Raw genomic sequence first — 15,214 nt, forward strand, 5'->3', positions numbered from 1 at the left:
GGGAGAAATAACTTTAGAGGCTGGGTTTAATAAAAACAGGGATCATGGGTTCGAATAATAATGTCTTCCCTCTGATCCCGAGTCTAAACTGGCTCTAACAAGCCCCGCTCCAAACAAGCCATAACCGAAAGTGTTTTTCCATTTGACCCAAACTGAATCTGGATCTGTTCCTCGTTTACACGAACGATCGATCCCGTTCCGAAAACTCTATGTTTTACCGTCCTTCCAACAATCAGCTCCGACCTATTACGGATCGCATTCGGATTAAATGCTATCTCAGCCGTTCTCTGCTTTTGTCTATCAACCTGTCTCTTACTTTTCCCTTGTCCCAGCTTGCTAAGTGTGTCTGATGACTTTCGCTCATCTTCCCCCTGTTTTTCAGGCGGATTCATGATGTTTCGAACAGCCGCCACAAATTCTGATTCTGAAACCTCTTCCCCATCTCTTTTCCTATAGACAATCAGCTCCAGGTGCTTTTTTGCTCGTGTCATTCCAACATAGAACAGACGGGTTGCCTCTTCCATGGCATTGCCCTCGGCCGCTCCTATTTTGTAATCCTCCGAGGATGGAATAATCCCATCGATTAGGTCAATCATGTATACTCGCTCAAACTCCAGCCCTTTTGCACTATGAAAAGTGGAGAACGTTACAACATTTTGACCCTTTCTGGATTTTGCCGTCTTTAACACCGATGCCAGATGCTTGAGACGACTCGCAAATTCCTCCATTGTCTCCAACCCAACCGCAATCTCTTCCAGCGTGTTAAGGATGCCAAGCAAGTATTCTTTTCGGAATCCAAGACGCTCACACATCTTTTCAATAGCCTTTTCGTAGCCTAACCGATCACGAATAACACGAATGGCATGTAGCGGTGGCATCCCCCTCATTTGTTGGAACGTCTCTTTGTTTGCCTTTACCAGTTTGACTTGATAATCCTGCAACTCAACATATTTCAGCAAGTTATCAAAGACCGATTCATTATTATGGATTTCCTTCAATGCCGCCATTTGCTGTTTGCTTATATACCCATTTAGTTTTAAATGGATTTTTTCAAATATGTCGGCTCTCTTGTCGGTAAATGTCATGCGCATAAAGTTCAGAATATCTTCGACTACCCAATGCGAAAAGAAACGATTATCGGCATCTTTCATGTAAAATGGGATGCCCGCCCTATCGAACTCATTCATTAATGCGATAGAAGATGAATTGTTTCGATACAGTACCGCTACTTCAGACAAATTCTCGATCTTTTGAATTTCCTGCACCAGATACTTCGACTGATAAATGTAATCCGCAAAGCTCCTGATTTTGATCGGCTTACCTGCTGGATTCTTGGTAAACATATTCTTGTCGTACCGATTCTTGTTTCGCTTAATGAATTGGTTTGCAACGCTCACGATATCCTTGGTTGATCGATAATTCTGCTCCATAAATAGGGTCAGGGAATCAGGGTAAACCTCCTTAAAATTCAGAAGGTAGGAAGGCTCTGCACCTCGCCAACTATAGATGGACTGATCGTCGTCGGCAACTACACAAAGGTTGCCGTGTTTCTGAACCAGTTTTTCGATAATGGCATGTTGCACCGTAGAAGTATCCTGGCTCTCGTCCGTTAACACATAATCATAACGATCTTGATACTTCCGAAGAAGCTCCCTATCCCTCTCCAAAACCACATTCCCAATGGTCAGCATATCGTCATAATCGAGCAAGAGCTTACTATGTCCCGACTTCTTAAACGCCTCGTATTCCCGCAATATCCGCTCAGCTTCAGGAACACCCACTTTGACCGATGACCATTTCTCTTGTGGAATCATTTTGTTCTTTATAAAACTGATATAAGTCGTCAGCTCATCCATTTGATCATCGGTAATGTTCTCACCGATAATTGACTTGAACAAGTTTCGCAAAATGATCTTTTTATGTAGCGGCAGATGATTTGAATCTAATGCGTTCTGTTCCTCTGAATCAAGATCACCCTCAATAATCTGGTAAGCAGTCCCCGTTTTACGGAAATGATCCCGTACCACTTCAAAGGCAAGGCTATGAATCGTAGAAAAATCAATTGGTGGAAGAGAAGGAAAGAAGCGTTTGAACCGCTCCTTCATATCACTCGCCGATGCTCGGCTAAACGTAACTGCCTTTATCCTTGCAGGGTTTATCCCCTTTTCTTCGATCAAATACCCAATCCTCATAATGATCGTCGTTGTCTTACCCGATCCTGGCGATGCCAGCAAGAGCAAGGGACCTTCCGTCTGAAGTACAGCCTTTCTCTGAACCTCGTTTAAGATAACACTTAATTCACGGCTCTTGCGGACAAAGAAATCTTCCTTTACCTTCATTCCGACTTTCCCTTTCATTTTTTCCGTACCATCAAATACTCCAATTATATCACGACATCATATGGGAATGGGACGAATACAAAAAGCCAGAGGATTAGATAATCCCATCCCCTGACTCATTCACTCCAAATCTGATCTTTATCGCCTTTATCGCCAACTGCCTATTCCTCTCATCCAAATTTGCAAACAGATCGACTACCGTACCACACGGATAGTTATTGTACAAGTTGAATGCAAGCTCCACCATCGCTCTCGAACTGCTCGTCAAATTAACCTCTTCAAATGCTTCTGATCGGATCATACGCCCTTCAAAATCGTAGAAGTGCTCAATTCTATCTCCCAAATCTCTGAAGCCCGCAAAGACGTATAATAACGCCTGCCGCTCCCTGTCTTTTGGATGAGTCCCATCCTGCCTTATGAACTGTTCATACCTCTCTTGATGCTCTGGAAACAAAAAGATCATAGAAGTCCCCTCCTGTTTTTTTGAACTTCTATGTCTTATGCGGAAGGGCAGGGAAAAATAAATCATGTACTTTGAAGGAAACTGCGTATGCTGGAAAAGGAAGCATTCACATCCTTGAAGAACCCATCATGAAAGGAGTTGGAACCTTAATGAATAACGTAAGCAACACAGGACGAATCATGAAAATAAGAGAAATCTTATTTAACCATACGGATGAAAATCACGAACTATCTATCTTGGAAATCATAGACCATCTAAAAATTCACTTCGGAAGCGATTACAAAGTCTCGAAAAATACTGTAAGAAGTACAATTCAAGAACTACGAGAATGCGGATTCAGCATCGAGGAAAGCGTTAAGGACAATAACACCGTTTTCTATAGTCACCAGTATCGAAAATTTGAAACTCATGAGCTTAGAATGCTAATTGATGCGGTATCATCTGCCAGATTCATCACTTCTGATGAGTCAAAACAGCTCATCGAAAAAATAAAAACTTTATCAAGCAAACATCTGGCAAAAAAGCTTCATCATCAGATTTCAGTCGATCCAGCAATCAGAGCACAAAATAAAGAAGTACGATATCATATCGACAAAATCCATACATCCATCATCGAGCAAAAAATGCTTCATTTCCAATATGGAAATTTCAATATCAAAAAGGAATTTGTGCTTCGGCATCACGGTAAACTTTATACAGTTATTCCATTGGGATTGGTATGGAATCACGACTACTACTATCTCGTAGCAAAGAATCCCCAGGAGAATAAAATCAAACATTATCGGGTTGACCGAATGAAAAATGTGTCTGTCTCTGAAGAGAGATTTATCGGAACAGACTTTTCAATCTCCGACCATATGAAACAAACATTTAATATCACTAGCGTTGCATTAATCTTTTCATACCATTCAAAATCATCATAACTTTCAGCGTTCAAGTGTTCTCAGGCATAAAAAAATCCTTTACACTGGAAAGGTCAGGTAGTTCCTGTCCAAATCCAACGCAAAGGATAGACCATGGACAAGAATACCCTATTTTCTTCATTTGGTAAATACATTTCACCCATTAATATTGTGAAATTTCAACAACGGATAGACGAAACGGATCAGGACAAGTACGTGAAAAAGTTAACGACCAAAGCATATCTACTCCTGTTTTTGCATGCTCAACTTCAGCAACGAGAAGGACTCCGAGCCATTGCAGATGATGTTTTATCAAAGAAATTCCAGCGAGAGTTAGGACTGTCGTCGATTAGTCCCGCTCAGCTTAGTCGCAAAAACAATCGAGTAGATCCAGCTTTGCTTGAAGAAATATTTGTTGACCTTGTAGGGCAAATTCAGAGACACTCGGGCAACACGTATTCCCTTCGAAAAGACATGAAAATCATTGATTCTACAACGATTGGGCTGTGTTTGCAGAAGTACAAATGGGCAACTTTCCGTAAAACCAAGGCTGGCATCAAACTTCATCTTCGTCTCGTCTTTGCCGACCAGGGGGATGTGTATCCTGAAAAAATAACCATCACGGGTGCCAAGTCCAATGACCGCACTCAAATGGAATCGTTGATTGATGAGATCGGTATGATGTACGTCTTTGATCGAGGGTATGTGGATTATGAAAAATTTGATGAATACACGGACAAAGGCATCTTTTTCGCTTCTCGTCTAAAAGATAACGCCGAAATCCGTCATCTTTATGAATTCAAAATCCCCTTGGAAAGCTCCGTTTTATCGGATTCCATGATCCTTCTTGGAACGCCTCAAAAGCGGGTAGATAACGTGCTGCGACTCATTGAAACGCTTGATTCGAAGGGAAATCTCATTCGAATCATTACGAATCGGTTCGACCTGGAAGCAGAAGAACTCAGCGACATCTATCGTTGGCGTTGGCAAATTGAGCTGTTTTTCAAGTGGATAAAGCAGCATGTAAAGATCAAGAACTTCTATGGAACGAGTGAAAATGCGGTACGAAACCAAGTATTACTCGCACTCATTGCCTACTGCCTGTTGCTCCTTGTCAAACTGGAACAAAACAGTCAGCACAGCTTGTTGCAGATCAGGAGATGGCTAAAAGTGTTTCTTTGGCAAACGTTCGAACAATGGATAGGTAGAATGAATTACCAGTCCAAACGAACATCCAGAGGGCGACAGAAAAGGAATTAGGTATTGGTTGCTGTTATCACGATTGTAATAAATGTATAAAACTACCAAATGGACAGTGGCTACCTTTTGCTTGGTTGCTGCCGTTTTTGGTTGTGTAGCTGAAAATGTCATTCAGAATACTTCGACAAATTACGAACGCATTTTTTATGCAACGCTAGTGATTTAATATGTATCCTGGAAATGTCGAATATGTTGAAATTCTGTTCGACAATCACCTTGTTAATGTGGTAATTGACCGTTTTGGAAAAGATGTCTCCATTCGAAGTGTCGATGATCGGACTTTTTCGATCAAGATTAAAGCCGCTATTAGCGAAGGCTTTATTCGCTGGTTACTTATGTGGGGAAGTGATGCGAAAGTAATCTCACCTCAGCACCTTGTTGAAAAAATAAAGGCTGAAGCTGAAAAAATGAACAAACTCTATTCTTGAGGGATCTTTGCAGATGCCTCATTTTTCTTATAAAAAGAAGCGATCAAATTTTTTACCACTGTTCTGGTAATATGAAACCATAAAGAACATGTAGCGGAGGTGTCATGAATGATTGCAAAATGGCTGAAGGAATCAAGATATACCGTAATTTTTTCGGGTGCAGGCATGAGTACGGAAAGTGGGGTTCCCGACTTTCGATCCCAAAGTGGACTTTGGCATGGAAAAGACCCTCAATCCTTAGCCAGTGTGGAAGCGATGAAATATAACCAGAAAGAATTCATTGATTTTTATCGCATGAGGATTCAAACATTGCAAAACGTCAAACCTCACATTGGATATCGTATTTTGTCATCCTGGGGACAACAGTTTCAAGTAAAATCCATCATTACGCAAAACACGGATGGATTGCATGAACAAGCAGGAAACATTAATGTCATCCCCCTGCACGGGACAATTGTGAATGCTAATCAAAAAGTTGACCATTTTTGGAGCAAACGCTCATCTTCGAGTTGACCACCTACGATGCTTTTTTTCACACAAAGTAGCATTTTATTTCCTGCACCAAGGATCGTCAAGGATAAAGGGTAAACCCCTTGCTACGCAAGCCCTTGACGATCCTTGGCTCAGTAAAAACATTTGCAATTAGGTGTGAAAATGATGACGTGTGCTCAAACTGTCAGGTGGGTAACTTTATGATGAGCAAAGTGGTCAACATTTTGGTGAGCGTTCACAGACAATTCAAAAATTGCACTGCCATTCATGCGGGACTATGTACTCAACAGACCGATACGTTGAAAATCATTTGTACTGTACGTGTGGTGGGTTTATCCGCCCCTCTGTCGTGTTGTTTGGAGAGTCATTAGACCCCCACATGTTAGCGGCGGCAGAGAAAGAGACAAAACAATCCGATTTGTTTATTGTTCTTGGCTCTTCACTGGTTGTCTCTCCTGCTAACTCATTTCCAATGATCGCAAAAGAACACGGTGCAAGAGTGGTAATTATCAATCACGATCCGACTCCCTTAGACTCTATCGCTGATGCTGTAATAAACAACCGAAATATCGGTGAAGTATTGAGACTCATTACCGAGGAGTTGTCACTGAACTAAAAAACCCAACTTGGTGATTAATTATTTGATCGGGTCCCTTGATACTTTTTGGTGGAAGACATAAAACGGAAAGGGTGGGGGTGGCTTATGATTTGGATCCTATTCCTATTTATTCTGTTCTTATACCTTTTGTTGAGGCAAGGAAATCAAGCAGTTGATAAATCCTCCTATGTACCAAATCCAAACGGACATTGGGTTAATAAGGGTACGGATTTAGATGAAGAATGGGCATGGTGGGGGCCAGAAACCAATAAGATATCCTTGTATGTGAGTGTCCTTGAAGAAGATGGAGGTTATAAAATTCTCATTAACGATGAATCTCCAAAAAACGCAATTGATTTCATGGATTGCGATGACAAACGAGAAGCAGAGATAGCCGTATCGGTTTTAACTATTTACTATACCGCATTTGGCAATGTTACCGTTTCAGATCTCGTCGGGGTAGATATCAATAAAAATTTGAATGGAGAATGTATATGAACCAACCAAGAGCATATGGAACATTCATCAAACGTGGAGATCATACTTATCGAACAACAGCTTACATCCAGTGGGGGCAGTCTGAGATGTCTATTGGGGCATGTCTTTTGCTTAACCCAGGATCAGCCGATTTCAATAAAATCAATCCTGACTTGATAGAAAAGCTGAATATATCATTCAAAGCGGAAGGTGAAATAACTCCTGATCCGACAATGGATCAATTAATCCTTTTGGTTGAAGAAATCTATGGCAAAGATAAGCCCGTGTCGGGAAGGTTCCATATTTACAACCTTTTCAATCTTCAAAACTCCAAGTCTACGAACGCCGTCGATCAGTTTGAATCTCTCGTCACTTCAGGAGAGTATGACATCACTGCATCATTGATTTCACTACAAGAATTACAAATGCATCCCTGGCTACTTCTCGGTTGGGGCGTTGATCACAAAGCAGGTTGGAAGAACCTTAAACGTATTAAGGAAAAATGGCTAAGCTTAATCGGTCAATCAAAGGTTCCTACTTTCGGAAAAAAACATAAGGATTCCAATAATTATTATCATCCTTGCCCTCTTATCCCTACTCACCGACCAACAATGTTGAACGAACTGCTCTCGTTATATAAACAAAAATTCGGCAAGCAACGTTTTCCAGTCTACGCAACGAAACCAAACCTGTTTGTAGATTCTCAACCTGTTGAAGAATGTGATGATTTTGATTTTGGCTGGTTCAGAACTGCCGCCAATCCAGAATCCATAGTAAGGGCATTTTCCCATCTTCGGATCAAAGAGGGATATAAATTAAGGGCTTATCAGTATACGGACGGAGCAAATGGAAACGGAATCGTTTGGGCTTTACCAGTCGATACTGAACTTCCAGACCCAAATGAGTGCCAACGTTTAGAAGAGCATTTCCTATCTGCACCGAAACCCTCCTTTGCATTAGCCGATTTCATGCAAGCCATCGATGGCGACCGAACCCCTTTATCATATTTGCAAGCATCCATCGTGTTTCATGAACTTCATGAGTTTGGTGCGATGTGGCACGGAACCTCATGGGGGAGAGATATAATCTTACCACTGACGGATGATCAAAAATCACATTATGGCCATTATGAATGGGAAATGATTGAGGATGAACCCGAAATCATTGAGCCTCACTTTTATTACGATGTTGAAGGTAATCCTGTCATTGTCTTCCACACCATAAATGATATCGGAACCACAACCTTTAATCGTTATGTTCATACCTTTAGTAAAAATGACTATACAGCACATGTTGAACGAACCTGTATCGCAACCGCAGGTGGTGGAATTATCTTCTAAAGAGGTGAACGTATGATTGAATTTACCCATAAGAGCGGGCACGGTCAAATTGAGCTAATTGAGGATGGAAGCGTTCGATTTAATATGATGGGAGATGATCATCTTCTCCAGACGTTACAATTAGAGTTTTCGAAAGGCATTCCTTCATTAAAGGCATTTCAACAGAAAGGTATACCTGGGAAAATGAGAGGGTATAGGAAGATCGAGAGGACAGAGGATCTCCTTACTCTACTTAAATCGTTTCAGGAGCACTATCCCCAATTTGATATCATGATCAAGCATAAAGTTGATAGTCAAGAATTCAAAAAGAGGTACACCCTACTGAAGTGGAATGGGGAATATGGAGCTGATGCCATCTTTATCGTCAGGGATAATTGGAAGGCAAAACAAAGCTTGTTTACACCAGGTCGATGTGAAGATTTGTTTTGGTTTCATGCAGATTTGGCAAATGATCCGTCTGTTTCAAGTTGGGAAGATTTTGGCGAGGAAAGTTTTGACGATTTAGAACCGATCGCTTTTTAATGGGGATGATGGAATGCGACAGTATTGGGAAGATATTATCGTGCTTTCTGGTGAAGGTGGCAGAATCACTTTAATCGGTTCAAAAACATCAAACGGATCATGGATTTTCAAAAAGCAAACTGACGAAACTGCTTTAGCTGACTTTTTCGATGATGAAGATTTGTCTCTACTTGTCCATCAACAATCAAGCTTTGTAACTGGTTTGGATCAAGTATTCACACTATTGGGGCGTTTTTGGTTTAGATTACGCCCCCTCTACATTCATCCTGAGTTCAAAAAGCTGATTTGGGAAACAGTTGCTCCAAAAATCGAGGCTCACCAATTAAGGTATTGGGAAAAGGTCATTCAATAATTCAGTACAATATTCAGCTTTTTCCTTTCAAACTGAGACATACTATTATTCACGGATCCTAATCATCACTTTTGATCAACGTCTCGCTTTGCGATACTTACGGCTTCGAAATATAAATGCCTCATCTCATCCTCTTGATTCTCTGGACACATTTCTTTAAACCAATCTTCTTCCATGTACTCTTCTTTAAATATAATGGGTCTCCAGAGTGATAATCCGAGTTCTGGAAAAAAGTATGTGTAACCTAACTCCCAATGATTCCGATCATATTCTGAAATACGATCAATGCGGGTTACCAAGTCATCTGCTTTTGTATTGAATACATCGATATCATAAAATAAGCAGTTGAATTCATCCTTTAAGGACGATGGAATTTCAATAAAGTCAACTCTTCTATTCGCATCATACTCTACCCTGAATCACTAGCGTTGCATTAATCTTTTCCCATCATTCAAAATACACATAATCTTTGGTATTTGGTTGTCTAGGGAACAAAAAAATCCTTTACACTGGAAAGGTCAGGTAGTTCCTGTCCAAATCCAACGCAAAGGATAGCTCATGGACAAGAATACCCTATTTTCTTCATTTGGTAAATGGGTTGCACCCATCAATATTATGAAACTTCAACAACGAATTGACGAAACGGATCAAGACAAGTACGTGAAGAAGCTGACGACAAAAGCGTATATTCTCCTATGTGAACGCTCACCAAAAAGTTGACCACTTTGCTCATCATAAAGTTACCCACCTGACAGTTTGAGCACACGTCATCATTTTCACACCTAATTGCAAATGTTTTTACTGAGCCAAGGATCGTCAAGGGCTTGCGTAGCAAGGGGTTTACCCTTTATCCTACGATGCTTTTTTTCACACAAAGTAGCATTTTATTTCCTGCACCAAGGATCGTCAAGGATAAAGGGTAAACCCCTTGCTACGCAAGCCCTTGACGATCCTTGGCTCAGTAAAAACATTTGCAATTAGGTGTGAAAATGATGACGTGTGCTCAAACTATCGAGGGTACGTGGATTATGAAAAGTTCGATGAGTATACCGATCAGGGCATCTTTTTTGCTTCACGTCTCAAGGATAACGCGGAAACTCGTCATTTGTATACTTTCAAAGTACCACCAGAAAGCTCCGTTTTATCCGACTCCATGATCCTTCTTGGAACGCCACAAAAACGGGTGGATAATGTGTTACGACTGATTGAAACGCATGATTCGAAAGCAAATCGTATTCGAATCATCACCAATCGGTTCGACTTAGAAGCAGAAGAATTGAGCGACATCTACCGTTGGCGCTGGCAAATAGAACTGTTTTTCAAATGGATGAAACAACACGCAAAGATCAAGACGTTCTATGGAACAAGTGAAAATGCGGTCTGGAATCAAGTTTTTCTCGCTCTCATTGCTTACTGCTTGTTGCTTCTTGTAAAGCTGGAAAGAAACAGTCAGCACAGTCTGCTGCAAATCAGTAGATGGCTCAAAGTGTTTCTCTGGCAGACCTTTGAACAATGGATAGGCAGAATGGATTACCAATCCAAACGAACATCCAGAGGGCGACAGAAAAGGAAGTAAGTGTTGTTTGTTGTTGTCGATGTTGTAATAAATGTATAAAACTACCAAATGGATAGTGGCTACCTTTTGCTTGGCTGTTCTCGTTTTTGGTTGTGAAGTTGAAAATGTCATTCAGAATAATTTGACAATAGATGGATTCATTTTTTATGCAACGCTAATGACCCTGAATACATTCTTAAAATAATTTCGAGTATGGTATTCCTTTTGGTATTTCCTTGCGTATTCTTGAATGCAGGCTTCCACTTCATCCTTGCTCATACCGATTTTAATCGTACCAATTGCACCTGGTTCTATGATTAAGTTATCCACCATCATCATCCTTACATATTAATCTTCTATGAAACCTCTTCTATTCCCCCATTCTCGTCTATGAATACCGCTGTAATTCTTGTCCTCTTCTTAGCCAATAGAGGAAACTTGCCCCATAGATTACGAAACTGCTTTACATCGGGTAATGCTATGCTGTATTTTGCATTTGGATCATCCATTCTTTGAAGTGTTTCTGCCAAGACCCCCAAGAAGTAGTTTACGTTCATTGGATTAGAAGACCCTAAGCCTTTAACTTCAATGATCCACCTTTCCGTACCTCTATACGCATTGATGTCAATTCCAGGAGTTTTCCCCCATGCTATCTGCGTCTCCCAATCATTCGATTGTAGATGTTTTTTCAGTATCTCTTTTAAGTTATCCTCTGCAAAAACAGAAGCATCCTTTTCCAAGTTCTCAGGCTTATGACTCATAATCGGTTCAGTTTTTGGTCTGTCAGAAACGATGTAATTTCCCAATAATCCGTCATTTCTATTAATTCTTTTGATTATCCCTTTCGCTTCCAAAGATCTGCATGCCTGATTGACAGACTGTTGTGGCATTCCTTTCCCTAACAGTAAATCGGTAATTTCTCTATCTGTTAAGCCCTCTCGGTCGCTTAATATATCAATGATTTTATCTTTTAAGGTTTTCACTGAACATTCTCCTCATGTTATTCTTTTCTGCTTATTTTACACTTTTTTTCAAGATCTTCGATACCGAGACAATTCCACACCCCTACTCAATTGAAAAACCGAGGAAAAATAGGAGTGGATACCTGATTTCGCTCGGCTCGTAACATTTGTTCCAATTGCATAGATAAGTTACTTTAAAAAGATTGTCTAAAAAACCTCTTTGTTTCTTCGCTCTTTTTGATTTACTTGGCAATATTGCAATTCGCATTGACGACAGGCAATCTGTAGATTATACATAGTCTTCGCAAGACAGTATGTATCCAATTTTATATGGTGTACGAAAGACGCATTCACTTAACGCCTACGCTTTTGAAATTTAACAAAATCAGCCTGGTGTGCTACCTCTAAAAACATTTGAGTATAGCACAAGCATTCTGAGCAATATGACAAATGGGATTACACCGAATACAGAGAGCGAATAATCCTGCACTTTAATACGATAATTAATTAAAGTCAATCAACAAACATTAACAAAGTGATTATACTTCTTCGAAATATGAACAATCTCCAGCATGTTTTGTGTTCAAACAGTTCAGATAGACCTGAACACCTCGTTTTGCAGGTTTTTGAATGTTTATAGCCATTTTTTTGCGGTTTCAACCAGTTAATATTGCTGTATTACCCGAATTTCTTTAGCGAAGGCGTTTAGTGAATTCCTTTTCGCAATGATATTGCCAACTTCACTTTACGACATTGAAGCCCATTAGTTACTGGATCAATACTCTCCAGGTTGCTAAAACTCAGCGATATTGCGACATTCCTTTGCGATTTGTGATGCGATTCCACCAAGCGAAACTTTTGATCGCTAATATAAAGGTATATGTATTCCGAAAGTTGCAAACTCCCCTTTATGTTTTTTCAATAGACCAGTGATTCTGCTGTATCACCAATGATTTTCAGCGAAGGCGTTTAGTGAATTCCATTACGCAATGGTTTTGCAATCCCATCTGGCGACATTGCAACCGATTAGATTTTGGATCAATATCTTCAATGATGATGAACCCCAGCGATATTGTGGCACTGCTTTGTGCGATGTCAAGCGGATTCCACCGAGCAACACTTTTATCGCTATATAAAGGAATTATGTATTCCGAAAGTTGCTGAAACACCATCATGAGCCTTCTTCATCAGACCAGTGATTTTGCGGCATCACCAATGTGTTCAGAGCAGGGGAAATATAGAGTCAAGCATTGAGGCTTGAATAATCGAGAAACGATTGAAAAGGGCATTGTGGCGGCTTGAGAAAAGCGATTGTTGTGTGCCTTTCCGAGTTACTTGAGAGGCATACAGGAGCAAATGACGGGCGTAGTGAGAGTTTTATAAGTGGAGCTATGTAGTGTCTCGATCCGCCGCTCGCTTATCAGTTTACTTTATTGAGGCTACACTCGCTGAAGAGGAGCATAATTGTTCACTTCGCCCTCTCTGCTTCCGTAAGGAAGCAACCCTTTCCCCATTGCAACCAGACTCGTTCAAGTCCAAAATTTGCTTTTACAATCCCTACTATGTCAAAAGCAAAAATAGTCATCTTACGCCCCGCCCATCTCCCCCACTGCCACTCCCGCTTACAGCCCCAAGGCTTCTCAGCCTTTTCTCCTCCATCATCCCAATTTTTTCCTGCAATTAATGTCGTGATAAGAAACGAGTAAAAATCGAGTTCAGGACGAGCAAAATCGGGGGCAAAAAAGCAATTAAAGTCGAACGAAGAGCAGGGGAAAAAACAGGAAGAGCCTGGGGATAGGACCAAAGATTATCGGAGAAAATGATCGAGAAAAAACAGGAGAAAAATGTTCGAAGTCCTTGCCCCACAAGGCTTTCCTTCTTCTCCCCTCATAATAAATCCTCTCCCCTGATTTACGAAAAAAGCCGAGGAAAAACAGGAGTGGATACCCGCATCTCGCTCGGCTGGTGGCACGACTATTTAAGCTTTCGTACGACTGTTTATGCTTTGAGATCACTGAAATTGCTTGTTACAACCCTTTAGATTCATCAATATTACACACTCCACATGCCCCGTATGCGGAAACATATCCACCGGCTGCACTTCCTTCACCTCATACCGCTCCGCCAATACCTTCAAATCCCTTGCCAGCGTCGACGGGTTACACGACACGTACACCACGCGCTCCGGCTGCATTTCCAAAATTGTCGTCAACAGCGCCTCATCGCAGCCCTTGCGCGGCGGGTCGACCACGATTACATCGGCGCGGATCCCCTGCTCCTTCCACGCCGGAATTACGACCTCTGCCGGGCCTGCCTCGAATGTCGCGTTCTCCACGCCGTTCAACCGGGCGTTGCGGTTCGCATCCGCGATCGCTTCCGGGACGATTTCCACGCCGTACACATGCTTCGACTTCTGCGCCAAAAACAGCGAGATCGTGCCGATGCCGCAATAGGCGTCGATGACCGTTTCCGTCCCTGTCGCGCCGGCGTACTCCAACGTTTTGTTGTACAGCACTTCCGTCTGTGCCGGGTTGACCTGGTAGAACGACCGCGCCGAGATCGCGAATTTGATCGGGCCGATGTAATCGTAAATGACGTCGCTGCCCCAGAGTGTCACAGTCTTTTTGCCGAAAATGACGTTGGTCTTGTCCGGGTTGATGTTTTGCACGATGCTGGTGACGCCCGCCACCTCGGTGCGGATCGCTTCCACGAGCTTGTCTCGCTGCGGAATCGCCTCCGCGGTCGTCACGAGCACGACCATGACTTCGCCCGTCTTTACCCCCACCTTGACGACTACGTGGCGCAGCAAGCCTGTGCCGCGCACTTCGTCGTACGGCTTGATGCCGAGAGCAGCAGCGGCTCTCTTCACGGTGGCGACCCCCTCGTCGTTCTTTTGGTGCTGGATGAGGCATTCGTTCATGTCGATGATGGAGTGGGATTTTTCCGCGTAAAAGCCGCCAACCAAGGCGCCGTTTTCCTCGCCGATTGGCACCTGTGCCTTGTTGCGGTAGCGCCATGGATCGCTCATGCCGAGCGTCGGGTGCACCGTGATTGCTCCTTCTCCCTCCACCTGAAAGCCGCCGATGCGGCGCAGGTTGTCGCGGACGATTTGCTGTTTGTGCCGCAGTTGTTCCTCGTAGGCGAGGTGCTGCAGCGAACAGCCGCCGCAACGGTCGTACAGCGGACAGGGTGGGTGCGCGCGGTATGTGCTGGCTTCCACCACTTTCGTCAGCTTGGCGAAGCCGAAGTTCTTTTTGACATGGTCGACGCGCGCGTGGACTCGCTCGCCTGCGAGTGCGCCGTCTACGAACAGCGTATATCCTTCAATCCGGCCGACTCCAGCGCCCTCGTGGTTCAGTCCGGTTATCTCCACTTCCACGGTTTGGCCGACACGTACCGGGACGTCCAGCTCCACCTTGGCGGTCTGCTGCGGTCCGCGCCGCTTTTTTGTTGTTTTTGCCACGTTTCTTTTGCTCCTTTTGTCTTGCGCTCTGGCTTCCCGGCTGCTTTTTGCTCAAGGAAGC

The 15,214-nt window shown here is 42.5% G+C and carries 14 protein-coding genes and 1 pseudogene; 10 read left to right on the top strand and 5 right to left on the bottom strand.

From position 1 onward, the window contains the following. Positions 1-83: 83 nt before the first annotated feature. Positions 84-2,339, bottom strand: a complete 2,256-nt coding sequence (locus tag M655_RS24335) for an ATP-dependent helicase (protein WP_026558474.1) — start codon at positions 2,337-2,339, stop codon at positions 84-86. Positions 2,340-2,433: 94 nt separating this feature from the next. After that, positions 2,434-2,802: a DUF6075 family protein gene (locus tag M655_RS24340; protein ID WP_051353989.1), complete on the bottom strand. Its 369-nt coding sequence runs from the start codon at positions 2,800-2,802 to the stop codon at positions 2,434-2,436. A 149-nt stretch (positions 2,803-2,951) separates the two neighbouring features. Here M655_RS24340 and M655_RS24345 point away from each other — a divergent pair, with 149 nt between their 5' ends. The 10 genes and pseudogenes from M655_RS24345 to M655_RS24390 all read left to right on the top strand — a co-directional run. After that, on the top strand, positions 2,952-3,725 hold the full coding sequence (locus tag M655_RS24345; RefSeq protein WP_286085915.1) for a helix-turn-helix transcriptional regulator: 774 nt from the start codon (positions 2,952-2,954) through the stop codon (positions 3,723-3,725). A gap of 93 nt (positions 3,726-3,818) precedes the next feature. After that, a complete protein-coding gene (locus M655_RS24350) occupies positions 3,819-4,964 on the top strand; it encodes an IS4 family transposase (protein ID WP_005837477.1) in 1,146 nt (381 codons plus the stop codon). A gap of 167 nt (positions 4,965-5,131) precedes the next feature. Continuing rightward, positions 5,132-5,392, top strand: coding sequence for a helix-turn-helix transcriptional regulator (locus tag M655_RS24355; RefSeq protein ID WP_026558475.1), 261 nt, complete (start codon positions 5,132-5,134; stop codon positions 5,390-5,392). Positions 5,393-5,500: 108 nt separating this feature from the next. Continuing rightward, positions 5,501-5,905 (top strand): SIR2 family NAD-dependent protein deacylase, encoded by a 405-nt coding sequence (locus M655_RS24360; protein ID WP_026558476.1) that lies wholly within the window; start codon positions 5,501-5,503, stop codon positions 5,903-5,905. Positions 5,906-6,161: 256 nt separating this feature from the next. Beyond that, positions 6,162-6,500 (top strand): Sir2 family NAD-dependent protein deacetylase, encoded by a 339-nt coding sequence (locus tag M655_RS24365; RefSeq protein WP_081414803.1) that lies wholly within the window; start codon positions 6,162-6,164, stop codon positions 6,498-6,500. Positions 6,501-6,587: 87 nt separating this feature from the next. Beyond that, a complete protein-coding gene (locus tag M655_RS24370) occupies positions 6,588-6,980 on the top strand; it encodes a hypothetical protein (RefSeq protein ID WP_026558478.1) in 393 nt (130 codons plus the stop codon). Then, a complete protein-coding gene (locus M655_RS24375) occupies positions 6,977-8,299 on the top strand; it encodes a hypothetical protein (protein WP_242507413.1) in 1,323 nt (440 codons plus the stop codon). The genes M655_RS24370 and M655_RS24375 overlap by 4 nt, the downstream gene beginning before the upstream one ends. A 12-nt stretch (positions 8,300-8,311) precedes the next feature. Beyond that, positions 8,312-8,821: a hypothetical protein gene (locus M655_RS24380; RefSeq protein ID WP_026558479.1), complete on the top strand. Its 510-nt coding sequence runs from the start codon at positions 8,312-8,314 to the stop codon at positions 8,819-8,821. Between the two features lie 13 nt (positions 8,822-8,834). Then, positions 8,835-9,173 carry a hypothetical protein gene (locus M655_RS24385; RefSeq protein ID WP_026558480.1) on the top strand — a complete coding sequence of 113 codons (339 nt, stop codon included), beginning with the start codon at positions 8,835-8,837 and terminating at the stop codon, positions 9,171-9,173. A 1,012-nt stretch (positions 9,174-10,185) separates the two neighbouring features. Continuing rightward, a pseudogene (locus tag M655_RS24390) lies at positions 10,186-10,618 on the top strand (IS4 family transposase); the annotation flags it as partial. Between the two features lie 275 nt (positions 10,619-10,893). Here the strand turns inward: M655_RS24390 and M655_RS24395 are convergent. The 3 genes from M655_RS24395 to rlmD all read right to left on the bottom strand — a co-directional run bounded on the left by M655_RS24395 (position 10,894) and on the right by rlmD (position 15,153). Then, the gene (locus M655_RS24395) at positions 10,894-11,058 is read right to left on the bottom strand and encodes a hypothetical protein (protein ID WP_286085917.1); all 165 of its coding nucleotides are present in this window, start codon (positions 11,056-11,058) and stop codon (positions 10,894-10,896) included. Positions 11,059-11,084: 26 nt separating this feature from the next. Continuing rightward, entirely contained in the window at positions 11,085-11,711 is a 627-nt protein-coding gene (locus M655_RS24400) for a MarR family transcriptional regulator (RefSeq protein ID WP_005837026.1), read from the bottom strand. 1,990 nt (positions 11,712-13,701) lie between these two features. After that, the gene (gene rlmD / locus M655_RS24405; RefSeq protein ID WP_026558482.1) at positions 13,702-15,153 is read right to left on the bottom strand and encodes a 23S rRNA (uracil(1939)-C(5))-methyltransferase RlmD; all 1,452 of its coding nucleotides are present in this window, start codon (positions 15,151-15,153) and stop codon (positions 13,702-13,704) included. Positions 15,154-15,214 lie beyond the last annotated feature (61 nt).

This window comes from Brevibacillus sp. NSP2.1 (genome assembly GCF_000470975.2).
Classification (GTDB): Bacteria; Bacillota; Bacilli; order Brevibacillales; family Brevibacillaceae; genus Brevibacillus; species Brevibacillus agri.